This window comes from Algoriphagus antarcticus (assembly GCF_002150685.1).
In the GTDB taxonomy this organism is placed as follows: Bacteria; Bacteroidota; Bacteroidia; order Cytophagales; family Cyclobacteriaceae; genus Algoriphagus; species Algoriphagus antarcticus.
In genome coordinates, this window is record NZ_MSSW01000025.1 from 1 (window position 1) to 23,652 (window position 23,652).

Sequence of the window (23,652 nt, forward strand, 5' to 3'; positions counted from 1 at the left end):
CGATTCACTTTTACCAATATGATTCCTTAGCTCAGCTGGTAGAGCAATACACTTTTAATGTATGGGTCCTGGGTTCGAGCCCCAGAGGGATCACAAGAAAGCAGTCCAATTGGGCTGCTTTTCTTTTTTTTTGGTATTGACCCTTTCAGTATCTATTCAAAATTGCCAATGGCACTCATCTAATAAATCTTGCGACTTCTTAAAATTTTGCTGATTGTTGGAATATGAAAAACCTCTTTCTGCTCTTTGGACTGATCCTGATGATCTCTTCCTGTAAGACTCCTGTTTCTGACGAGCATTTTTATGACTCTGGCATATCTCTGGAACTGGCCCAATTCAGAAAGCAGCAGGTAGCTAACATTCATTACAACTTGTCTTTTGATATTCCTGCGCAAAAATCGGATCCTATTCCATCACATTTGACTCTTGAGATAGAGATCATCGACCTCTCCCACCCTTTGATTTTGGATTTTCATGAGGAATCTTCGCATTTACTTTCGCTTAAAGTGAATGGTAATGAAACCGAGATCAATCACCAAGATCAGCATCTGATCATTTCTAAAGAAGCACTTATAAAGGGATCAAACTCTATCGAAATTGATTTTCTAGCCGGAGAGCTTTCTCTCAATAGAAACGAGGATTTTCTTTACACGCTATTGGTTCCTGATCGGGCAAGTACACTTTTCCCGTGTTTTGATCAGCCAAATTTGAAGGCGAACTACACGTTGACGATTACTGCGCCCAAAGACTGGAAAGTCTTGGCAGGCGCGCCTGAAGTGGCCTATGAGGAAAATGGAGAATTTACCACGCATAGCTTTGCCAAGTCAGATTTGATGAGCACCTACTTATTCTCATTTGTCGCTGGAAAGTTTGAAGTAGCGAGGTCAGATTCTGATTTTCCCCAAACGATGCTTTACCGAGAGTCTAATCCTGAAAAAATAGCCGCTAGTATCCCAGAAGTATTTCGCCTCCATCAAAAAGCAAAAGAATTCCTCGAAGAATATACTGCCTACCCCTTCCCTTTTCAGAAACTTGATTTTGCAGCCATTCCTATTTTCCAATATGGTGGAATGGAACATGTGGGAGCTATTCAATATCGGGAATCCACTCTTTTCCTTGATGAAAATGCCACGGACTCCGAATTGCTAAGCAGAGCAAAACTAATTGGTCATGAAACAGCTCACATGTGGTTTGGAGACTTGGTGACGATGGATTGGTTTGAGGATGTATGGATGAAGGAGGTTTTCGCCAATTTTCTGGCAGGCAAACTCGTTAATCCTACCTATCCAGACATCAACCACGAACTTTCATTTCTTACCAATCATTATCCCTCTGCTTACGGAGAAGACCGAACGCAAGGCACCAATCCAATCCGACAGAAACTTGCAAACTTGAAGGATGCTGGTTCTCTTTATGGAAGTATCATCTATGACAAAGCACCAATTATGATGCGCCAGCTAGAAACAGCGATGGGTGAGGCTGCTTTTCAAAAAGGGATTCAGAAATACATCAAGACCTATGCAAATGACAATGCAGACTGGAATGACCTAGTCGAACTTTTGGATGAAAACACTGAAACAGATCTTCAGAAATGGAGTGAGGTATGGGTCAATCAATCTGGCAGACCAATTCTTACTGACAAAATTGAACTGGCGAAAGACGGTACCATTAGCTCATTTGTCATTACTCAAACAGCTGAAGATGGATCAGACAAAATCTGGCCACAGCTTTTCGACATCACCTTCTTTTATTCAGAGCAAAATAAAACATTCTCCGTTGCGCTAAAAGATAAAACTTTGGATCTGACTGATGCCATCGGCGAAAAACAGCCAATGGCTATTCTCTACAATAGCAATGGTCTAGGATATGGCATTTTTCCCATAGATGAATCTTCTCTTTCCAAGATCGCTTCCCTTGAAGATGAAGTAATGCGAGGACAATCCTACATCAACTTGTTTGAAAACACTTTGGCAGGAAATATCGAGCCGATCATAGCTTTTGAGACTTTTGAAAAAGGAATAGCTATAGAGAAAAATGAGATTCTAACACGTCTTATTTCTTCTGAACTGAGCACTATTTTCTGGAAATACCTCACCAAAGATCAACGTGAAAAAGTTCTTCCCAGCTTGGAAGCCCAACTTTGGAATCAACTGCAACAGAATCTTCCTACCAATCTAAAGAAGTCCATCTTTTCGCTTTATAGTGGAATAGCCTATTCTCAAGAAGGTCAAGATAGACTGTATAGCATCTGGAAAAAAGATACCGAAATCAAAGATCTAAAGCTCAATCCAGACAATTTCACCAGTCTTGCCATGACATTGGCAGTCTATGGCCACCCTTTTTCGGATCAAATCTTAACGGAGGAACGAACCAGAATCAGCAATCCAGACAAACTTGCTCGTTTCGACTTTTTACAGCCTGCGCTTTCGCAAAATGAAGCGGAGAGAGATGCACTCTTTGAATCTTTTCGAGATGCAAGTAATCGGGAAAAGGAATCATGGGTTTTGTCTGCTTCTGGCTACATACACCATCCATTGCATCAAGAGTCAGCTATAAAGCATCTCTCGGAAGCATTGGAGCTACTGGAAGACATTCAGAAGACTGGAGACATCTTCTTTCCTAAAAGATGGGCATCGGTCACCATCGGGCAATACACCTCTCCTGAGGCCGCGAATATCGTCTCAGGATTTTTGGAAGCACACCCGGATTACAACCCAATCTTAAAAAATAAAATCCTGCAGGCTTTAGATGATTTGATGCGTGTGCAACGTATCCATGAAAGTAATTAGAAATCTAATGGATCAAGGTGCTTAAAATGTCCATTTTGTTTGATTTTCTCTTTGGCCTGCTCGGCTGCATGAAGCGCAGGAATGATTCGCTTTAGGTGGTTGATCAGATATTCAGTTCTTTTTGCCTCTGAGGGAATTTTGATTAACTCTAATTCTTCTTCCAGTTTGAGGCCAATTTTATGAGAAAAAGAAAATGAATTAATTTCAGCAGGATCGAAATTCACTTCATAATGCAATAAATGAAGCATTTCTCTGAGATAAAGAAGGTACTCATGATGCAAAAAATCAGGCACTCTGAGGTCATCCTCTACCCACTCAATAGTACCGGCAGCATATGATTTCCCAGATGTCGGATTATCAAAGGTTGCTATTTTGAATATTCGCTGACCCGTCGTCTGAATATCCATTCTACCATCTTCATACCGAGTATGTACTTCAGCCAATTTTACTTCAGTACCATACCCTGACAGCTGATCGGTGTAAGTACAAACTCCAAAAGTCAAATTTCCATGCTCTACGTCATTGAGCAACTCTTGGTACCTAAGTTCAAATATGTGCAGGTTCAGTTCTTCTCCTGGGAAGACCACCAACTTTAATGGGAAAAATGGAAGATACATAGCTTTGATTTTCTATTGATAACGAAAGATATCCTGATTTTTGTTTTTACTACTAACGAAAAAAGCCGATCCCAAGACCGGCTAATTTTTAGAATAGGAGAAGTACTTCTCGTTATTTGCTTGCGATGAAGCTTACTAGATCGATTACTTTATTTGAATAACCCCACTCGTTGTCATACCAAGAAACTACTTTCAAGAACGTGTCAGAAAGCTGGATACCAGCACCTGCATCGAAGATGGAAGTTCTAGGATCTCCAAGGAAGTCAGTGGAAACCACATCGTCCTCAGTGTAACCAAGCACACCTTTCATCGTAGTCTCAGAAACTTCTTTCATTTTAGCACAAACCTCAGCGTAAGTAGCTGGATTTTTCAATCTAACTGTCAAATCGACAACTGAAACATCTGGAGTAGGAACTCTGAATGCCATACCTGTCAATTTACCGTTCAGCTCAGGAATTACTTTTCCTACCGCTTTCGCAGCTCCCGTAGATGAAGGAATGATATTTTGACTAGCGCCACGTCCACCTCTCCAATCCTTCGCAGAAGGACCGTCGACAGTTTTCTGTGTTGCAGTAGTCGCGTGAACAGTAGTCATCAAGCCTTCCTCGATTCCCCAGTTATCATTCAATACTTTGGCGATTGGTGCCAGACAGTTTGTAGTACAAGAAGCATTAGACACGAAAACCATGTCAGAAGTGTAAGAATCCTCATTGACGCCCATTACGAACATCGGCGTATCATCCTTAGATGGAGCAGACATTACCACTTTCTTCGCGCCAGCATCGATGTGACCTTGTGCAGTTTCTTTAGTCAAGAAAATACCGGTTGACTCGATTACATAATCTGCGCCTACTTCACCCCACTTAAGGTTAGCTGGGCTTTTTTCGGAAGTAACACGAATGCTATTTCCATTCACTACCAAATGACCGTCTTTTACCTCTACAGTACCTTTGAAGTTACCGTGAGTAGAGTCATACTTTAGCATATATGCCATGTAGTCCACGTCGATCAAGTCATTGATCGCTACTACCTGAATATCTTCTCTTTCCTGTGCAACTCTGAACGCCAAACGTCCGATTCTTCCGAATCCGTTGATTCCAACTTTAATTTTGCTCATAATTATTTTTGATTTGAGTATAGGTTTGATTCCTAAAATTCCCCTTGGAGGGAATGCCACTTTTGGCTAAAAATCCCTGAGGGATGGCTAAGTTATTACATTTATTTGGCTAGCCCAAACTATCTGCTAAGCCACTTCAGTTCTACCTTCATTCAATCGCTTTCGGAGAAAAATAGTTTCCTAAAAATTCTGAAAAAATAAGTTTTACGATGTATTTGCCTATTTTAAAGGCTTACTCAAACAATTTTTAGTGTTATAAAAAGCAATTTTAGAAACCAGTGGCTTTAATCGACACTTTCATTCTACCTTATTCAACTTCGGAAGCATGCATGTTCTAAGCGGTTCCGGCACCCTATTTTGCGTCGATCAAGAAGGTAACGCATTGACCTGAAAGCATGTCGCAAAGTGGCACTCCTAAGCGGATCAATCAGAAGTACAATATATTTTGCCAAGAGGGCAGAGATATTAACTGCAGAATGAACTGTTTGGATGTATCGTTGATCAAAGAATGGCCTTAATAACACTTTCTAATTTGATACTGTTTGCTAAAATGCTCCTGAAATTTTGAAGTACAAATTGGGACAAAATTTATTGTATTTAATATTACAGTATTTTTTAATACGATAAATTGATCTATTTTTTTATCATGAGATTCTATAACAGAGAGAAAGAACTTGAACAGCTAAAAAAGATCCGGGAACGTTCAGCTCAATCGGCTCAAATGACTGTGGTGATCGGTAGAAGAAGAATCGGAAAAACCAGCTTGCTCAAGAAAGACATGGAAGATCAGCTGGCAATCTATCTTTTTATAGCCAAAAAGAGTGAAACGTTGCTTTGTCAAGAATTTGTAGAAACTGTAAAAAACATCCTATCCGTCGAAATATTCGGTGAAATCACCCGCTTCAAAGATTTTTTTGCTTGGGTAATGGACTTGTCCAAAACCCGCAATTTCACACTAATATTGGATGAATTCCAAGAATTCAAACTGATCAACACATCTGTTTTCAGCGAAATACAAAACCTTTGGGATGCAGGCAAATCCGAAAGCAAACTGAATATAATTTTCTGTGGATCTGTATATTCGATGATGAAGGATATTTTTGAAAACTCAAAAGAACCACTTTTTTCCAGAGCGACATCCAAATTGGTAATCAAGCCATTTGAAGTAGAAGTTTTAAAAGAAATCCTCTCTGACGCTAGTCCTGACTATACCAAAGCGGACTTACTCGCATTTTTCTCTATGACAGGAGGTGTGGCAAAATATGTTGAGAATTTCGTGTCAGCCAAAGCCTTGACTTTAGAGTCTATGCTAGAAGAGATTTTTAGCAAAAACTCATTATTTCTTGACGAAGGGAAAAATACACTGATTGAGGAATTTGGGAGAGACTACACCACTTATTTCTCAATACTTTCTCTAATCGCAAATTCCAAAACATCCCGTCCCGAAATAGAATCTGTCATGGAGACTAGTGTAGGGCCATTTCTGGAAAAGTTAGAAAACGACTTTAGCCTGATCAAAAAGATAAGACCTATCCTATCCATGCCAACCGGAAGAACGGTGAAATATGAAATTGTGGACAATTTCCTTTGCTTTTGGTTTAGGTTTGTCTTTAAAAACTTCAGTGCTGTACAGATTGGAAACTTTGAATACCTGAAGTCTCTAGTCAGGAGAGACTACGCTTCTTTCTCAGGAAAAATGTTAGAGCGGTATTTCTTGGATCAATATAAAGCCAGTGAGGATTTCAATGAACTCGGAACGTATTGGGAGCGTGGAAACACTAATGAGATTGACATCGTTGGCGTAAATTCTCTTGAGAAAAGAGTTGTGCTCGCTGAGGTGAAAGTCAACAGAAACAAGATTGATTTGACTGCTTTGGTCAAGAAATCCACCACAGTAGTTGAAAAGCTATTTGACTATGAGATTGAATACAGGGGTTTGTCTTTGGATGAGATGTGAAAAGGTATTCTGACATTATTACATAAGAGAAAAAAAGTCCCATTTATTATTTTAGCCACATGCAACAAATTAAACAAGAAGTACTCGATATCCTTTTGCAACTAAAGGGCAGCGGCAAGTTTGCCAGCATTCATTCAGACGATTTTGTTTTTCCCGGACTAGTCGTTGAAGGAATTGGAGAAACAGCCTTTCCAATCAACCCTCTACAGGCAAATGCCTTGATTCAAGCAGGCCACAAAGCACCTTTTGGAAAAGGCAAAGCCACCATTTACGACGACAATGTAAGAAGCGCATGGGAAATAGATGCCTCCAAACTTTCTTTCAATAATCCCCAATGGACAAAGTTTATAGATAAGGCAATCGGAAAAATAAAAACCGATTTGGGACTGGAAGATTACACCGTTGCCGCACATCTTTATAAACTGCTTGTTTATCAGAAAGGGGATTTCTTTTTGCCTCACAAAGACACCGAAAAGGAAAAGGGGATGTTCGGCACCATGATAGTTGGCCTTCCTTCACAATACACTGGAGGGGAATTGGTAATTCAGTTTGAAGGAGTGACAGAGGTGGCTGACTTTACCCAAAACCCAAATCCTTACAGCATCAACTACGCTGCTTTTTACGCCGATTGCGATCACGAGGTAAAGCCACTCACATCTGGCTACAGGGTTTGCTTAGTATATAATTTGGTACAGGAAAAAGCCGCCAAAAAGATAAGCTTACAGTCTTTGCAAAGCCATGTGGCAACACTCTCTAAGATACTAACCAAGCACCAATCCAAGCAAGATGCCCAGCCTAGTATTGTTTTATTGGGGCATCAATACACGCCCGAAAACTTTTCTTATGAATCCTTAAAGCTAAACGACCGAGTTCGTGCAGAAGCTCTATTGCAGGCAGCTAAAGAAGCGGGTTATTATGCCAAATTATGTTTGGTAACCTCCTATCTCTCGGGCACGCCCGCCTACGATGGATACGATGATGACGATGATGAAAACGCGGAAATGGAGGAAGTTTATGATGAATCGCTCACCATCGAGCATTGGGCTGACGATGAGCATCCTGCTTTAAGCAATGTGTCTTTTGCAGAAGCGGACTTAATAACATCCTTTCCCATAGACGAAGGGGAACCTATTGTAAAAGAATCTACCGGCTACATGGGAAATTATGGTCCAGACCTCATGCACTGGTATCATTTCGGTGCCGTCATGATATGGTCGCATCAGTTAAACGCCAAGTTGCTGCCCAGCCAATACACCGGTACACAGCTCAATTGGATCGAACACTTCAACCGTACTTCATCAATAAGCGAGGAAGAAAAAGTGGTCGTTGATCACATTTTAACCGCAGCACTAACGAATCCTAAAACTAGTTATTACCAAAAAGACCCCACCAACTACAACGCTGTAGCGGATTGGCTGATAAATGGAAATAAAACCACATTTCTATTAAACCTCCTTCCAGAGAGATTGCACTTGTTTTTTGAAAAAATAGACACAGAATCGTGGATAAAGCTTTTCAAATTCCTATCCAGAGAAAATGGCACCATCCTTTTTGAAAAACTGACAAAGGCCCTTACCCTGTCCGTCTTGGAAAAACTGTTGGACGTTTTGCAGGTAATGATGGAAGACAAAACATTGAAACCTTTGGCCACTGTGCAAATTCAAAAGTTGCCCAAGTATTTCAAATTAGTGTACGATGAATATGACCATAGGGTAAATGCACCAGCTTTTACCAATCTATTTTGGACAGCCAAACATGCGTCGTCAACAGCGGAATGGACTAATGAAATACTGGAAACACTTATACAAAAGCCCAACCGAACGTACATTCATGGTACTATAGCGCCGCAATTACTAAGCGTAAAGGAGCCATCTGAACTGACCCACAAGCTACTTCTCTTCTGCCAGGAATATCTACAGCAGCGAGCCAACAATGAGCCTCAGCCTCCGGCAAGTTGGAGTCGCCCAATGCCCGATAACTTTGGAAGCCATAAATATCAATGGCAAATTCTAAAGGATTTTCTTGAATCGCCAACAGAGCAAAACTTTGATTTCCGTAAAAACCAAACTGAGAGAAAAGAATTGGAATATGCCATAAAAAGCTCCGTCGTTGATTTGAAAACTGAGACAATTAAAAAAGGCTCTCCGCACACGCTTCGCATTACAAAAACACAGGCAGCCTATCATCGACAAATGAACGACTGGAACGAGGATGTTGCACTGTTGGAAAAGTTGAAAGACAGTAAACAATGATAAACCAGCTTATAAACCTGCCAGGTTTTTCTAACATAAGCATCCAAACAATCTTGTATATCAAATTCTAATGGAGCAAACGGGACAGGTTTTTAGGTCTTCGGAATCAAACAAGATTCTCATTTCGCCCCTTTAGGGGCAAACTATGGGTAGAACGTATTTGAAAAGGCATTTTTGCTGTGCCTTTAGGTACAGCCCTATAATTTTGAAGGCAAGAACTAATCGTAATTGGTTCCCCGGTTTTCAAGAGAGCCGTACCTAAAGGCACAGCAGATTTCGCGTAAAATATTAGGCTACACATAGCAGGTTCCTACAGGACGGGTTAGAATTCCTTCGATAAACCACCAGTTATATTTAGCTTTTCCAAAGTTCAATTTGTCTGCTGAAGACAAAATCAATCGGGAATCTATAGTTAGAGATCTTTCTTGATAAACCTGCCAGGTTTTCTAACATAATCATCCAAACAATCTTGTATATCAAATTCTAATGGAGCAAACGGGACATGTTTTTAGCTCTTAGGAATCAACCAAACTTATCCAAAGTTCTAAACTTTGGATAAGTTGAATTCAGTTAAAACCGCTCATGCGCCAAGCTCCAATGCCTTCTTTTCAATTGCACTCTTTTCGATGGTTATCGCAAATTTTACCCTAGTCAATTTTATAGCAGTTCCTATCATGGTACCAGAATCCAGAATTCTGGATCTTTTTTGCCTTTGGACTGATTGATGCTTCGAAGAGTCACAGCGATATTTTCTGGAATATTCACAATTTCTGCGATTTCAAGATCAGTAAGCCTTTCCTTATAGCGGGAATGAACCATTTCAGAAGGGGAAATATGATCGTAATCATAGCGATCTACACTCCAAAGTTCCTCACCGGTATACGTGTCAATATAATGTGCGTTTCCATTTCCCCGCCCCAAAGCTTCGGAATGAAGCAGAGCTTTTACTCGCTCAAAGGCTCGATTGATTTCTGCACGATAGTATGGTCTAGACATAAGTATTAAAGGGCAGGTGCGTGTTTTCCTTTATTCGAACCGCTAGGGTGACGATAGCAATCCATAGAAGTCAGATTAGCCAAGCTAGTATTATTCGTGCCACAGTACTTGCAGGTATAGAGCCTTTTTTCCCCTCCTTCAAAAAGTTTATGCTTTCCCTTGTGCCAAACCCAATCGTCAGCAGCCATAATCCAATCACGGGTTGCAGATCCCATTTCATTGTACCAGTCCATCCCTTGATAATAGAAATAGAAAACCTCAGCTTCAGCAGCCGTGACACGTAGAGAGTTGAAATAGGATTGTACCTGCTCCAGTATAGGTGGAACATTTCTGGAAAAGTGGAGATTCTGAGCTTCTTGATTCATAACGATTTTCGTCTTTGATGAAGCTCAAAAGTGTGTCAGTGTAATATGGAAAGGTCACACTGAATTCCGAAGATGGGGGATGTTTCAAGCTTTAAAAGACACTAACATTAGCCCTATATATAAAAAAGCAGGTATAGTGCTATATTCTAACTATAAAAAATAAGGATAAACTGTTTATCCTTATTCAGAACTAAGACTATCTAACAAAACTCTAATATCTCTTGATTCTGGCCTTGGTGCATTTGGATGAATCAATTTGCCTTCTGCATCAAACAAAAGATAACGCGGAATCAATTCAACGTTAAGTTCTTTCAGGTATTCCGACTCCTCAACATTCATTATGATAAAAGACCTTTCAGGAATTGCTATTTCATATTTCCGGGTCACCTCTTCCCAAAACTTGTGGTTCTTGTCCACTGAAAGGTAAATTACTTGAATCCCTTTATCCTGATAATCAGATTGAAGCTTCTTTGTTTCAGGAAATGAACGGATACATGGAATGCACCAGGCCGCCCATAGATCCACATACAGATACTCCCCTCTTTTTTCTGCCAGAAGCTCCTCAAAAGTCAATCTCTTTTGACCCAGCCCTAGTAGTTCCATATCAGGATCTTGGATACGCAACTTCTCGATTGGCGCGCGCAATCTCATTTCCCATTCATTTGGCAACTTGGAAGTATTTAGTGTTAACAATTGATCAACCTCCGCAAAAGAAATCTCTTGTACCTGCCTTTCTAAGTATTTGTATAACATTAGCTGCGAAAAATAGCCATCGCCAGCCCCACCTATTATTTCGTCTATTTTCTCAGAATGTTGAACTATCAATTGTCCTAACAGAAAGTCAGAAAATTCATCTAAGTAAATGTGATATTCCTCTGAACTACTTTTTTTTGAAAATGTCTCCATAGCACCTAACGCGTCGAACATTCCTGAATCAATTTTAAAAAGCCCGATTTTAATTTGCTCAAATCGATTTCGTTCTGCTAAAAATTCAAAATAAGTTTTAGTAAGTAGTCCATTAATAACTAAAGAATCCAACCAAAACTTCTCTTTTTCTAGACCTTCCTCCGCGGAAGTTTTAGCTTTTATAAGCTCACTTTCCATACTAATGGGAAGTACAGAATTAAATGTTGAATTCCACAAAAAATAAAAATCCTCCAAACTGGAGTGATCCGTTTTATACAGTTCTTGATTCCGCTTCACTTCCCAATTGATATCGTATTCTTTTGAGGTTCGATTGACTACCTCCATCCAAGGCTTTTTATCAATTATTTTAATCAAAACAGTATCCCTCTTTTGAAAAATATAGCTATAACGTGATTGGCTGTTTTCTTTATAAAGAAGTTCTGTCCAATTTCTTTCAGACTCAACAGCCAATTGGGTGAATATCGTGTCTTTTGAAAATGAAAACTCTTCAAGAAGTGAACTTTCACCTATGTAACTCAGGGAAGCTTTCTTTTGCGTAAAAAAATTATAAACCGCAGCATCATCCAACAACAGCACGACGGAACCTTCGATTTTTTGCTCCTGAGCGCAGCACGTTAGTCCCATCATCAGAACTACTACCACAATAAATCTTAGTGGACTATTAGTTGAAAGTGGATTAATTCTTCCCATTGCTCTTAAACTGTTCTTGTAAGCTCCTGTACCGCTCAAGGCTCTTGATTATAGCAGAATCCAGAGGATGGTTTTTCAAAATTTCACTTTGATTCCATAAATCCGGATTGTATTCTTCATGTTGAGATCGAACATTTTCACCTGCTTTTTCTGCATCTTTAAATCGGATTTTTTTAAACTTGCCGGTTTTCACTTCATCAAACCAATAGGTATGGATATCCATGGAGTGCCCTCCTATATCCCGGCTGATAAAACGCATTTTCTTCTGAACAATTTTCTCTGGATAATATCTCCCCTCAAATTTCCTATATTTCACGATCATTTCAATATAATCAGTTCGATCCGCATTGGTAAAAATTTTCTGTTGAATTTCCAAAACAGCAAAGTCTCTGCTGTTTACTTTTATATATGTACTGCCTAATGGTGGGTCAGTGCTCCCAAAAGCTATTTGATATACTGTATCCTTTTCAATCACTTCATAACCAACAATCTCATGGTAAACGGGCATTTCAGGTATTCCAATAAACGTCATTTGCAAACCATTTTCAGTAAAAAGGGCATCCTCATAATAAGCACCGCGAAGCGGGTTGTTCCTATACAAATCGACAAGAACATTTGAGATGTGCCGAACACCAGTTTCGTCAACTGCTTTCGCTTTTAACCTATTATAATAATCCAAAAAGACTAAATCTACTTCTGCCAATTCATCCCCTGATCTAATAGAGTTTATCTGAATTTTGGAATTTGAAATATCTTTAGAATATCCCACATCCTCTATTGTTACAGTAGCTTCAATAAGGCCTGTAAATTCGTTATAGTCGGTTGAAATTTTTCGATAACCCCCTGTTAATTGATGACGTTGATTAGGATAATTTATCTCTATATTTTCTAGAATATTATGTATTAAATTTTCCAATCCAACTGTCTCAGGCATTACTAAAACCTCGTCTAAGGAAATCATTAATCTATTGAGTTCAATTTCTAAAACAGAACTATTTATCGAAAGTAATGGCACTTCTTTACTTTTGTACCCTAAAAATGAGACTACTAGCGTGTCACTTTTTAAAGATTCTGGATATTTTATAGAAAACTTACCCGCACTATCAGAGATCCAGCTGAACTCGGGATAATTCTTAATAAATAAGTAACAGTTTGCAAGAGGTTCGCTGTTCTCTTTATCAATTACTGTCCCTGAGAGCGACTGGCTAAAAACTCTTTGACAGGGAATAACACATAAAAAAAAGAATACTAATGAAATCACTATTTCATTAAAATAGAGGATAGAGTTTTGATTAATCCTACCCTCTCTTTTTTCTGCATTTCTCAATAGGACATCCATCCAAAATTTGTACAGCTTGAAATGTTATAACCGGAATTTTGGGCAGAATCATAATAGGTAGCCCCATTATACCCCCCACCGCCAGGACTAACAGAACAACTACCTGAAGCCCAGCCGGAATTCCATCCTGCTTGGGATCCATAATTACTATTGCAACTCCTTATGACATAAAGCGACACACAATAAGAGGAGGGGCCACTCCCAGATCCTCCATATATATTTGTCAACTCATTTCTGTCAAGAACCTCTTCTGAAGTAAGCTTCAATTTACTTAACCTTAATTTTTTCATGTTTATTTTGTTTAATAGTTTAATTGTGAATCTGGACTGCCAAGGAATTCCGGAATATTCCTTTATAATAAGTGATATCAAGATCCTATTAAATGTTGTTTGACTTAGTCTATCAGGATCTCTTATTCAGTTAAATCTAAGTATCTACTACACGTCATCCTAAACCATTTTTACTAAATTTCAGTAAAATATTACTATTGAAAATCTGCAAAGAAATCCGGTAAAAAATGAACCTAACATCAATCTAGCATCATTAACCCCATTTGGAGATCTCTTCCAGCAGTTCAACCTTAGACATAGCCAGAGACCTGTGAAGTTCAGTTATTTTTATATTGTCCTGATTGGGACTATGAAAGGTGCTGTTTTGTCCTCTTTCATGTGACAGATGATATAGCACTCCTTCGATATGCTGATGTCTGTGACCCAATATCTTCCAACGGTTCACCCGATCACCATCTTCCCTTCCCCAACCATAGAATTTTTCGTTTTCCATTCCGGCGTCTATATAGGTTTGCTTATGAGCCAAGAAAGCTCCACCTACAGGATTTGGATTGTACAAAGCCTTCATTTTACCGTGGTGCATTTCGAGAATGCCAAGGTCTCGGGTTTGGATATAAAGATCCCTCAGCACTTCAGAAGTATCCAAAAACTTATCCTTGAACGGCGTGACAAAATCAAAATCCCTTTTTCTCAACAGATCAACTGCCTTGTTTATCTGATCAATGGGAATTATGATATCCGTATCCCAGACAATGAGGTACTCCGTGTCAACAGATTTGACTAATTGGTTGATGTACCTGGTCCGATGAAAGATAGTATCCATATCTTCGATAAATACATAGTTTACCTCTTTGGGCAGCAACCTACTCAACAATCCAGTATTTCTTCCTGAAGCCTCTAATACGCTTACATGAGTATCGAAATTGGCCCGTATATAATCTATACTGACCAAGGTATTCTCTAGACGGTTGACCGAATCAATCCGCAGAGGAATCAAAAAAGTAAAATCCCTTAAGTTTATCTTTTCCATAGTATCAAACTTTTACGCTATCAGATTTTTTTCCTACTTCCAAATCCGGCACGTCGGACAGGCTCTCCACTAAAGCCCAACCAATTCCGGACAACCCGGAAACCATCCCAATACTTTTCTTAAATGGACTGTAAAAGTCAGCCACTCCCCAGCATTTCGACTTATTGATTTTATTGAGAATCAGCTCATCTGATGGTAAAAAGGAATTGTCCCCGGTAATTTCAACCAGTTTCTCCCCTATTAGCCTCAACCCACTCACCCCATCCAAAACGCAGATATTAAGATTTTTACACTCCGCATTGAAGACCGTCTACATATCGATGGATCTCTTTAAAAACATAGCGTGTTTTCTTAAATAGGGCTGATCAATCTCCTTCAATACCGATTCGATTCCCAGCAGCAGATACAATCTATTGCTATGGAGACTGGGGAAAATAGAAAGCAAGGTTGGAAGCAAGTAATCCAAAATCCGCTCTGCTTTTTTCGGGTTGACCTGCAGTCTTTTTGACTGTTCAAGCACAATCAGTACAAGAGGCAGATCCCAAAAGAGACTAAATAGTTGCGGCTCTCTGTCCTGTAGCTTTTCTTCCTCAATCAATTGTCCCAGTTGATTGAGAAGTCTAGCTCCAAGGTTTTGAAAAATATAAATATTTGACTGATGGCCTGATTTCAAAGAGTTCTCTAAACGATCAAAACAATAGAACAGGTACCCGATAATCCCATTCCTGAGATTCGCTGGGAGCTTGCCTTTTTGATCTTCCAAAAACTTAAAAATCCTATCGTCCAGGTCACCCAAAGTATCGTCAAGATCCGCTTCCACAAAATCCGAATTGACCAAATAACTGATACCCCATGCAATACCGGCCAAGCCATTTTCGAAATCAGCAGGAAGTTTTGCTTCCCTTAGCTTTTCGAAAATCTCACCCACTAGATTCTCCGCTACCTCCAGAAACTCCTGGTCTTCGGTCTTCCTTGCTAAGTGATAGAAGTAGATAATCAAACCCAACTTTCCATTCAGCAACCCCAACCCATTTTCCCCTTTGGCATTTTCCAATAGATATCCGTTGATCTCCTGAAGTTTTTCCAATGCTTGTTCCATATTTCTTAAACAAATTATCTATTATGACTAACCAATTTTCTGCCAGAATGAGGCAAAAACCAGTATAAAATTCGCCCAAATCAGCGAAGGCCACTTCGGTCTTCTGTCATCGGTCTTCCGTCCTATAGTCCAAATAAAACAAGGCAACTCGCATGATTTCGCATAACCATATTGCTTAATACTCGGTCACCGATTTCAGCTTGAAAAAAAGCCTTTCAGCTACACTCAGGTCTTCTGTAATAATCTCTGCCGTACCCAGTAGTTCTTGCTTAAGCTTAATCTCCTTTCCGTAGGAGGTTTTTGTTCCTTCAGGTAGGGTACTATATACTATATAGTTCCCTTCTTCATCAGGGGAGACTGAAATACTACCTACTTCTCCCCTAAGGGTACCGAATTGCTGAAAAGGAAAATTATCCAGCTTAATCAATACCCGCTGTCCCATGGAGATTTTGCCCGTATTTTGCGAAGAGACAATCATTTTACCCAGGAGTTCTGACCTTTGATCAGGTAGTATGGAAAAGACATGCTCACCTGCCTGGACAAATTGATGCTCTCCCCAGACTCCCTGAAAGCTGACCTCACCAGCAGTGGAAGAAGCCAACACATAATTATTCTCCCATTCCTTTACAGCCCGCTTCAAGCCATGATAGGACTGGATCAAATTAATTAACGCTCTGGACTCATCCTGCTCTTTGGACACCTGTGTACTTTTAAGAGTTTGCCCTGCATTGACCAAAGCTTCTTGAAGTTGGGAAATCGTTATCGCCATCCCATTGACCTGTTCCTGCACTTGCAGATATTCCATTTCCCGGCTCTCAAAATCTTTGGCTGCAATTACGCCGCCTTCATAGAGTATCTTGTTTCGTTTAAAATCCTTTTCCACCAGGGTGACCTTCCTTTCCAGAATTTCCTTTTGTGCCAATTGACTAGTAAGCCGTTCATGGATTTCCTGGATGGACTGCCGGTTCCCTTCCAAATGGACTAGGGATGGTTGAAGCCTTTCGAGAAGTCTGAATTCCATATAGCTTCGTTCAAACTCCACAAATGCTATTTCTATTTCTCCCAAGACTTCATTCGAAAGAGAATCTATCGGAAAGAAAAACCCATTGTTTTTCCCAAAGGGAATATCATCGAGCAGCTTTTTCAGGAACAGTACACTGTGCACGTTAGAAGTACTTTTTATGCTTGCCAATGGTTGTCCCGCACTTACTTTTTCGCCATTGTTCACCCATATTTTATCGATCTGCCCTGAGGTCCTGGCTATCATCTTTTCGGTTGGTTCCACCGTAGTGACCAACACCCGGGACATGATAAAATCAGGATATTTGATAAAAAAGGACAGAAAAATCAATCCGCAGGTAATCATAAATACCAACGTGATCCCCCATCGGATAAGCCAGGCAGGCGGAGTCGTAATAATCTCCTGAACCTCCTCGGACCTGAGCTGTAAATTGTCAATAACATGGGGATTTGCGGGCATGCTTAGTTTTCTCTGATTTTTTCCAGTTCCAATTGATTTTTCACCAAATCGTAATACACTCCTTTCTGGAAAACCAACTGTTCATGGGTTCCCGTCTCCATAATTTCACCTTCATCCATTACGATGATCTGGTCCGCATTTTTTACCGTACTGAGTCGGTGGGCGATGATGAAGACCGTCTTTCCTTTCAAAAATCTGTTTAAGTTTTCCATTACAATACGTTCATTTTTAGAATCCAAGGCAGAGGTTGCTTCGTCAAAAAAGAGGATCTCTGGATTTTTATAAACTGCACGGGCAATAAACAAACGTTGCTTTTGCCCGGTACTGATCCCTACACCCTCATTTCCGATTTTAGTGTTGAACCTTAAGGGAAGGGATTGTATAAAGTCATAGATATTGGCAGTTTGTGAAGCCATGACCAGTCGATCAAGATCAACCACTTCTTCTCCAACTGCAATATTACTGGCAATGGTATCATTAAATACATATCCTTCCTGCATGACGACCCCGCAATGGTCTCTCCAACTCCGGGGTGAGATAGACTCTAAGCCATGGCTACCATAGCGGATTTCCCCTTTTGCAGGTTCGTAAAATTTGAGGAGGAGTTTCATCAGGGTAGTTTTCCCGCATCCGCTAGCCCCCACTACTGCTGTGATTTTTTGCGCGGGAACAGATAGGCTTATTTCTTTAAGTACATTTTCCTCTGCACCCAAATACCGGAAGCTGAGCTTGTGGACACTTAAATCCTCTCCGGGTATGATGTCATGAACCAACTGCCTATCATGGCTTTCTTCGTCTTCCTTGTCGTGGATTTCATTAAGCCGTTCCAGGCTGATCTTTGCATCCTGATAGGTACGCACAAAGCTCACGATACCCATAATCGGACCGTTCAGTTGACCAATGATATACTGGAGAGAAAGCATCATCCCCAGTGTGAGCTGGCCTTCTATCACAAGGATCGCAGAGGCAAAGGTGACCAAAATGTTTTTCAGCTCATTGATTACAGAAGATCCCACTCCCTGGGTCTGCTCCAGAGCAAGTGTTTTGATGGAAACATTGAAAAGACGGGCTTGTACAAACTCCCATTTCCAGCGTTTTTGGGTTTCGGCATTGTGCAGCTTGATTTCCTGCATCCCGTTAATCAGCTCGATCACAGTACTTTGCTCTTGGCTGAGCTGCGCAAATCGCATGTAATCCAATTCCTTTCTTCGCTTCAAAAAGTATAAAACCCAAAGAATATACAACACACTTCCTCCCATAAATATTAAAAAAATCATGGGACTGTAATACATCAATACACCACCGAAAACAAAAAGATTGAAAAAAGAGAAGAAGGTATTCAATGCCGTACCGGTTAACAGGTTTTCTATCCTTCTATGATCTCCGATCCGCTGCATGATATCACCTGTCATCCGGGTATCGAAAAATGAAATAGGCAGGTTCATTAGCTTAATGAAAAAGTCAGATACCAGGGAAATATTGACCCGGGTACTGAGGTGGAGCAGAATCCAACTTCGGAACACCTCTACACTCGTTCGTCCAAAAAACAACATTACCTGAGCAATCAAGATTAGATAAATAAACCCAATATCCTGGTTTTGAATCCCGATATCAACGATACTTTGGGTCAAAAATGGAAAAATCAACTGGAGAAGGCTACCCACTAACAAACCAACACCCAGTTGGACGATCAAGCTCTTATACTTGAACAGGTACTGGAAAAGAAAACCCAGTGAGCGCTTATCCGTGCTCTCCCACTTCATTTTTTTGAATCTGGGAGTCGGCTCGAGAAGCAAAGTAATTCCTTCCTTACTCTCTTCATTAGCATTATTCCCAATCCATCGTGAGACAAACTCTTTTTTTGTCAGTTGTATCAATCCATAAGCCGGATCTGAAAGATAGACCTTGCCTTTTTTGATCTGATAGACTACCACAAAGTGGTTCTTGTCAAAGTGCACGATCAGGGGCAAATGGGCCTGCTGCAATCTCCTGAAATCCAGTTTAGCACCAATAGTCTTAAATCCTATTGCTTCCGCTGCATCACTAAGTTTGAGCAGGTTGCTTCCGGATCGGGTAGTTTCTGACAGCATCCTTATCTCCTGAAGGGATATTAGCTTGCCATAGTGCTTGGCGATAATCCGCAAGCAAGTCGGTCCACAGTCTTTAGAATCGGGTTGTTTGTAGAAGGGGAAGGAGGTTTTCAAGGGATTAATCTTTCAAATAGGATGTCAGTACTTCAAATGCTTCCTTTTGATCCGGGCCAGGAGCATCAAGATGAATTAATTTACCCCCAATATCATAAATCATATACCTTGGAATTGCATCAAGTTTAATATCCTCAACAAATCCAGAACTTCTAGAATTAAGAATAAGAAAGTTGTTTTCTCCAATTTTATGTTTTTCACTCATGGTCTTCCATGCATCCTCTTTATCATTGAAGGCTAGATAAACGAAAGTAACATCCTTATCTTTCAATTTCGCTTTCAATTCTTTGGAATATGGCATAGCACGGATGCATGGAGCGCACCAACTTGCCCAAAAATCTACATACACTAAATCCCCTCTCCATTTTTTTAATAAATCAATCCACTTTGTTTCATTACCATTATGATCTTGTAAGATAAGATCCAAATCGACAATAACTCCGTATTCAATTTCGGATAACAATGAGGATAAAGGTTTTGTAGAATTAAACTCCTTTCCGTATTCATCAACAAATTCAATGATAGTTTCTCGACTGAATTTGTAATCATTCATACCTGTAATAGATCTAAACTTGAAATACTGACGTAATTCCTCAGGGTATTCGGCAAAACCATTTAAATACGCATCCTTCAAAGAGACATCCTTATTTCTTATGAAATTATAAGTGAAATAGGAAGCAATTATTGAACTTAAATTTTTGTTTTTAAAACTATACACATTGACAAAATCATCAATTAGCAATTTACTTAAAATAGGATTACTTACAAGTCGATTTACACTTGATAAATTTTTATATTGATGTGCCCTAAGCAATTCTATAAATAGTATATCTCCTTTTTTATCTAGTGCTTTTATAGAATCAGAAAGAAATTTGTAGTATCTATAATTTACCGAAATATATTCATGAATTAAACTGTCCCACTGATCTTTATAAGGTAGATTAGGAACATAGAATTCCATAACTCCAATGACCCTCAAATCATAAAATTTATTGTATAATTCAATCATTTCATTATAAGAATTATTTTTTTTAATTAATAAAGAATCCATCCAAATAACACTTTTTTTTTGATCTTTTATGAGCTTATAAATTTCAGTAGCTCCTTTAAATTTATTAATATAGATCGTATCATAAGAATTTACAATAAAACTCACCATATCAATAACATTCAAAGTTTTTGCATGAATAATTTCCATTTCACTCTCAAGAATTACAGTAAGCGTATCTCCATCGATTAAATTAATTTTTTTAGAACCTTTTTCTAATAAATCCTCTAACGATTGATTTTTCTCTATTTCATAAATAGAATCATTATCTGATTTATAGATTAAAGTTAGGTTTGCGAGATCTTTTTCATCATCAATGTAAGAAACATTTACAGTATCCTTATTCGTTTTTACAGAACAGGAGGCAAAAAACAAAAGTATAAATAGTAGAAATTTCATTCTATAATTTTTAAAGTTGAAATAACCTCAATGAACCATTAAATGTTGTCCGATCTTAATTTTGAAACAGTAAAGCATCAGAAGTAAAACGAGCTACCAAGCTCATTGAGGAAATATTTAATAATTAGTTACAGCTGGTACAGCAATATCCCGAAACATAGGTAGGTCCATTATGCTGTGAGCCCTGTGCCATATGATACCACCCGACAGAATCAGAATATGATTGTCCACATGTGCTCCCTAGATATGCATCAGTATCAGAATCTCTATAGTGGACACAACATGAGCCTCCACCTGATCCTCCATATATTGAAGCCAGTTGACTTCTCTGAAGTACTTCCTCTGAAAGAAGATTTAATTTACCTAAACTTAACTTTTTCATGATATTTGATTTTTATAAAGGTTTATGTTTTCTCCCGGTCCTATGTGGGCACCCGGAAGTGTACCCATTCATCGCGACTGAATATTATAAATGTTTTTTTCAATTTCTACCTTACATGCGATAATCCTAATTATTACTAATAACTGTCATTACATTAATCCTTAACAGGATGATATAATTTGTCAGAGATCTCACCTACCTCATTATAAAGAGGCCTCCATCTTAATGTGCCTTCTAGGATTCTAGTGGGATCATCTTGGTCTTCAGTATAGAATCTACTCTCAAACCCGGGGTTAACAAATTCTCCCCTTCCCCCAAAATCTAAAATTTCAAGTTCAGCCTGATAAATCAATGATGGAAATAGAACTTCATGATGGCCACACCATTTATTTTGAAGAGCTTTATGAATTAATTGTAGAGCATCATTTGATATCCGGTAAATTGGATTAAAAGAACGAATCCGTTCCTCAAACGGAATCACTTTATATGGATGAGCCAAGGTATCCCACAATGGCCAATTTGGTACAAGTGGGGCTCTTTGAATATGAGAACTGATAAAATCAGCAGAAATTTCTGAGAAACAAGAGAATAAATTGCTCCAGATCCCTGAGAAGCGTACATCATCTTCTATGCACCAATAGTAATCATAATTGGGATATTCCAGATAAAATTTCAAAAGTGGGAAATGATTATTCCCTGGCACAAGACTGAATCCTATTGGAAAATAATTGTGTTCATACAACACTTCATTAGTAAACAGAAAGTGCTTTTCATCTTGAATTATGTTGGGGATATAGTCCAATTTATGGTGATAAAGCAGAAATACTTCTCCAAATTCTTTTGCTTCCAGAGTTAATTTCCTAAAAGGTTCGATCAAATTCGAAGTAGTCTTCTGCGTCAAATACAAAAACACCTGATTATTCATATTTCCATTATTTTATTAATTTCAGCCTTCAAATAATCACCTGCTTATCAAACCAAAACATATTGTAGATCCTCAACTTTATACTCTTTAGGCAGCTCATACCCATTAATAAATAAGGTCGGCGTATACGAGATATTTTCATTCTCACACCAAGCCTCCATAAGCTTTATTTTCTCCTCCTGAAGCATAAGCTCACCATTCATAGGATAGTTAGCAGCAAATCTTTCATAATCCTTTTGCTCAGCTCCGTACCAGTCATCAAGAGCTTGGCGGGTAAGTTTTGAATTGTCTTTACTTTCTATAGCCAGTAAATGCCGAACCGTTTTTTCTTTTTGCTCGTCACCATTACCCGGAACAAAAAGAATCTGAAGGTCAATATTCCCCTTTGCAAAAAGGTTTTCCAATACCGGATGTGCTCGGGCACAAGGACCACAATGAGGATTGCATACTTTGATGATTTGGTGTTTGGGGGTATCTCCATTTAGTAATATCCCCATTCCAAGAGGATCGTTTTTAATCTTTTTGGACCGTAAAAGGGACAATTCAAATAACTCCTTATTGCTTTTGAGCTTGGCAATTTCTCTTTTGGACTTGTAGATTTCATCCTGCTGCCCAAGTATCGGTTTGATCAATATGCCTCCCAAGATCACTCCTGTGAAAAGAAAAAGAAACAAAAGGACTACACTAACATCAATCCCACCAGACCAAAATGATCCCCCAAATACAACCAGAACTTCCATTACCAACACTCCCTGGATCATCAGACAGAACCTGCACCACTTCTTGATCACCACAGCCTGATAATAAAAGGAGTAAATCACTACAGGAATACTTACTACACTTAACCAGGCAAGAAATGGCATAGCCGAGAAATCTAATCCTGCAATCAAACCCGCCCCAGAAAAGAAGTAAGCTAAGGCTAGCAGACTGAGATTTATCCGGCCATCGACTAGCTGAAAGACCTTGGAATCCAATACGGAGTTGCAATCCACGCTTTTTCCGCCAGAGCAGAACTTTTGAAGGGTAGAATTTTCCTTATCAAGTGAATACCACAGCAGTATACCCGAAATAGACAATCCCAGTAACTTGAGCATAAAATAAAATAGGAATAATCCTGAAGCTTCCTCCTCAGCTATTCCAATCCCAAACCATAACAAGAGGCTAACGGCACATACCGCTGCTACACCTTGGATGATCCGCTGATCCCGGATCTTTTGCCTGATCCCAGGTTCTGCCGAATCTTCCTTGGCTTCTACCAGTAAACTCACACCTGTCCAGCTCTTTAGAAAATCCAGCCGTGACAAAACTTTTTGCTTTCCTTTTTCATCAAAAAGTGTGATCCCGCTTTCAGAAACTGCCGTGATCGTATTAAAGTAGGTACCATCAGCCAGCGATACCTGCACGATTCCCGGCAAAGGGAGCTCATCCAATCGATCAGGTCCAAGCTTGGCTGCCAAAGATCCCACTCCATACTCCTCAAGAATATCCGATATAGAAAGTAAGCTGGGATACTGGGGATGGGTGAGAATTTTCTCTTTCAGGAATTCCTGGGTGAAAGGCACCCTAAGCAATTCCAGTAATCTCTTGCAAATGATCAAACAGTTATCCATTGATTGGCAATAAAAATTCAACTAAAATTTTGTCGTTTAAAATGATTGAATAAATTTGAGCATTACGCTTTTAAAATACTATACCGTATTTACTAACTTTCAGTAACTTTTTACTAAATCAATTAACGTTTTAAGT

Annotated in this window: 19 protein-coding genes and 1 tRNA gene; 4 read left to right on the plus strand and 16 right to left on the minus strand. The window is 39.3% G+C overall.

The genetic code is table 11. The features are described from left to right. The first annotated feature begins 20 nt into the window (after positions 1-20). A tRNA-Lys gene (locus BVH04_RS10015) sits at positions 21-93 on the plus strand. A 131-nt stretch (positions 94-224) separates the two neighbouring features. After that, complete coding sequence (locus BVH04_RS10020) at positions 225-2,789, plus strand: M1 family metallopeptidase (protein ID WP_086541335.1); 2,565 nt, start codon at positions 225-227, stop codon at positions 2,787-2,789. On the opposite strand, the gene BVH04_RS10025 is transcribed toward BVH04_RS10020, so the two are convergent. Then, entirely contained in the window at positions 2,786-3,406 is a 621-nt protein-coding gene (locus tag BVH04_RS10025; RefSeq protein WP_086541336.1) for an LON peptidase substrate-binding domain-containing protein, read from the minus strand. The genes BVH04_RS10020 and BVH04_RS10025 overlap by 4 nt on opposite strands. 112 nt (positions 3,407-3,518) lie before the next feature. Further along, a complete protein-coding gene (gap, locus tag BVH04_RS10030) occupies positions 3,519-4,523 on the minus strand; it encodes a type I glyceraldehyde-3-phosphate dehydrogenase (RefSeq protein WP_086541337.1) in 1,005 nt (334 codons plus the stop codon). Positions 4,524-5,169: 646 nt separating this feature from the next. On the opposite strand from gap, the gene BVH04_RS10035 reads away from it, so the two are divergent. Together BVH04_RS10035 and BVH04_RS10040 are read left to right on the plus strand one after the other, a co-directional pair. Then, positions 5,170-6,480 (plus strand): ATP-binding protein, encoded by a 1,311-nt coding sequence (locus tag BVH04_RS10035; RefSeq protein WP_086541338.1) that lies wholly within the window; start codon positions 5,170-5,172, stop codon positions 6,478-6,480. 59 nt (positions 6,481-6,539) lie between these two features. Continuing rightward, a complete protein-coding gene (locus tag BVH04_RS10040) occupies positions 6,540-8,732 on the plus strand; it encodes a 2OG-Fe(II) oxygenase family protein (protein WP_086541339.1) in 2,193 nt (730 codons plus the stop codon). Between the two features lie 672 nt (positions 8,733-9,404). Here the strand turns inward: BVH04_RS10040 and BVH04_RS10045 are convergent. The 14 genes from BVH04_RS10045 to BVH04_RS10105 all read right to left on the minus strand — a co-directional run bounded on the left by BVH04_RS10045 (position 9,405) and on the right by BVH04_RS10105 (position 23,516). After that, entirely contained in the window at positions 9,405-9,728 is a 324-nt protein-coding gene (locus tag BVH04_RS10045; RefSeq protein ID WP_086541340.1) for a hypothetical protein, read from the minus strand. Positions 9,729-9,733: 5 nt separating this feature from the next. Further along, a complete protein-coding gene (locus BVH04_RS25120) occupies positions 9,734-10,093 on the minus strand; it encodes a hypothetical protein (protein WP_116116531.1) in 360 nt (119 codons plus the stop codon). Positions 10,094-10,273: 180 nt separating this feature from the next. Beyond that, positions 10,274-11,749, minus strand: a complete 1,476-nt coding sequence (locus BVH04_RS10055) for a TlpA family protein disulfide reductase (protein ID WP_140160560.1) — start codon at positions 11,747-11,749, stop codon at positions 10,274-10,276. Further along, positions 11,697-13,049: a carboxypeptidase-like regulatory domain-containing protein gene (locus BVH04_RS10060; RefSeq protein WP_086541342.1), complete on the minus strand. Its 1,353-nt coding sequence runs from the start codon at positions 13,047-13,049 to the stop codon at positions 11,697-11,699. The genes BVH04_RS10055 and BVH04_RS10060 overlap by 53 nt, the downstream gene beginning before the upstream one ends. Next, the gene (locus BVH04_RS25125; protein ID WP_140160561.1) at positions 13,034-13,339 is read right to left on the minus strand and encodes a hypothetical protein; all 306 of its coding nucleotides are present in this window, start codon (positions 13,337-13,339) and stop codon (positions 13,034-13,036) included. Before BVH04_RS25125 ends, BVH04_RS10060 begins: the two co-directional genes overlap by 16 nt. A gap of 253 nt (positions 13,340-13,592) precedes the next feature. Then, positions 13,593-14,369, minus strand: a complete 777-nt coding sequence (locus BVH04_RS10070) for a glycosyltransferase family protein (RefSeq protein ID WP_086541344.1) — start codon at positions 14,367-14,369, stop codon at positions 13,593-13,595. A 4-nt stretch (positions 14,370-14,373) separates the two neighbouring features. After that, complete coding sequence (locus tag BVH04_RS10075) at positions 14,374-14,637, minus strand: hypothetical protein (protein ID WP_116116533.1); 264 nt, start codon at positions 14,635-14,637, stop codon at positions 14,374-14,376. A 42-nt stretch (positions 14,638-14,679) separates the two neighbouring features. Then, positions 14,680-15,468 (minus strand): lanthionine synthetase LanC family protein, encoded by a 789-nt coding sequence (locus tag BVH04_RS10080; RefSeq protein WP_086541346.1) that lies wholly within the window; start codon positions 15,466-15,468, stop codon positions 14,680-14,682. A 175-nt stretch (positions 15,469-15,643) separates the two neighbouring features. After that, entirely contained in the window at positions 15,644-16,948 is a 1,305-nt protein-coding gene (locus BVH04_RS10085; RefSeq protein ID WP_086541347.1) for an HlyD family secretion protein, read from the minus strand. Between the two features lie 2 nt (positions 16,949-16,950). Further along, complete coding sequence (locus tag BVH04_RS10090) at positions 16,951-19,152, minus strand: peptidase domain-containing ABC transporter (RefSeq protein ID WP_086541348.1); 2,202 nt, start codon at positions 19,150-19,152, stop codon at positions 16,951-16,953. A gap of 4 nt (positions 19,153-19,156) precedes the next feature. Next, complete coding sequence (locus tag BVH04_RS10095; RefSeq protein WP_086541349.1) at positions 19,157-20,599, minus strand: TlpA family protein disulfide reductase; 1,443 nt, start codon at positions 20,597-20,599, stop codon at positions 19,157-19,159. Positions 20,600-20,723: 124 nt separating this feature from the next. Next, positions 20,724-20,981 carry a hypothetical protein gene (locus BVH04_RS25130; protein ID WP_140160562.1) on the minus strand — a complete coding sequence of 86 codons (258 nt, stop codon included), beginning with the start codon at positions 20,979-20,981 and terminating at the stop codon, positions 20,724-20,726. Between the two features lie 154 nt (positions 20,982-21,135). Continuing rightward, complete coding sequence (locus tag BVH04_RS10100; protein ID WP_086541350.1) at positions 21,136-21,906, minus strand: DUF3405 domain-containing protein; 771 nt, start codon at positions 21,904-21,906, stop codon at positions 21,136-21,138. Between the two features lie 47 nt (positions 21,907-21,953). Next, the gene (locus BVH04_RS10105; protein WP_086541351.1) at positions 21,954-23,516 is read right to left on the minus strand and encodes a vitamin K epoxide reductase family protein; all 1,563 of its coding nucleotides are present in this window, start codon (positions 23,514-23,516) and stop codon (positions 21,954-21,956) included. Between the last annotated feature and the right edge of the window lie 136 nt (positions 23,517-23,652).

What these genes read in the sequence shown, in the direction of transcription:
- BVH04_RS10020 (WP_086541335.1), top strand. Translation starts at nt 225, where the DNA reads ATGAAAAACCTCTTTCTGCTCTTTGGACTGATCCTGATGATCTCTTCC.
- BVH04_RS10025 (WP_086541336.1), bottom strand. Translation starts at nt 3,406, where the DNA reads ATGTATCTTCCATTTTTCCCATTAAAGTTGGTGGTCTTCCCAGGAGAA.
- gap (WP_086541337.1), bottom strand. Translation starts at nt 4,523, where the DNA reads ATGAGCAAAATTAAAGTTGGAATCAACGGATTCGGAAGAATCGGACGT.
- BVH04_RS10035 (WP_086541338.1), top strand. Translation starts at nt 5,170, where the DNA reads ATGAGATTCTATAACAGAGAGAAAGAACTTGAACAGCTAAAAAAGATC.
- BVH04_RS10040 (WP_086541339.1), top strand. Translation starts at nt 6,540, where the DNA reads ATGCAACAAATTAAACAAGAAGTACTCGATATCCTTTTGCAACTAAAG.
- BVH04_RS10045 (WP_086541340.1), bottom strand. Translation starts at nt 9,728, where the DNA reads ATGTCTAGACCATACTATCGTGCAGAAATCAATCGAGCCTTTGAGCGA.
- BVH04_RS25120 (WP_116116531.1), bottom strand. Translation starts at nt 10,093, where the DNA reads ATGAATCAAGAAGCTCAGAATCTCCACTTTTCCAGAAATGTTCCACCT.
- BVH04_RS10060 (WP_086541342.1), bottom strand. Translation starts at nt 13,049, where the DNA reads ATGGATGTCCTATTGAGAAATGCAGAAAAAAGAGAGGGTAGGATTAAT.
- BVH04_RS25125 (WP_140160561.1), bottom strand. Translation starts at nt 13,339, where the DNA reads ATGAAAAAATTAAGGTTAAGTAAATTGAAGCTTACTTCAGAAGAGGTT.
- BVH04_RS10070 (WP_086541344.1), bottom strand. Translation starts at nt 14,369, where the DNA reads ATGGAAAAGATAAACTTAAGGGATTTTACTTTTTTGATTCCTCTGCGG.
- BVH04_RS10080 (WP_086541346.1), bottom strand. Translation starts at nt 15,468, where the DNA reads ATGGAACAAGCATTGGAAAAACTTCAGGAGATCAACGGATATCTATTG.
- BVH04_RS10085 (WP_086541347.1), bottom strand. Translation starts at nt 16,948, where the DNA reads ATGCCCGCAAATCCCCATGTTATTGACAATTTACAGCTCAGGTCCGAG.
- BVH04_RS10095 (WP_086541349.1), bottom strand. Translation starts at nt 20,599, where the DNA reads ATGAAATTTCTACTATTTATACTTTTGTTTTTTGCCTCCTGTTCTGTA.
- BVH04_RS25130 (WP_140160562.1), bottom strand. Translation starts at nt 20,981, where the DNA reads ATGAAAAAGTTAAGTTTAGGTAAATTAAATCTTCTTTCAGAGGAAGTA.
- BVH04_RS10100 (WP_086541350.1), bottom strand. Translation starts at nt 21,906, where the DNA reads ATGAATAATCAGGTGTTTTTGTATTTGACGCAGAAGACTACTTCGAAT.
- BVH04_RS10105 (WP_086541351.1), bottom strand. Translation starts at nt 23,516, where the DNA reads ATGGATAACTGTTTGATCATTTGCAAGAGATTACTGGAATTGCTTAGG.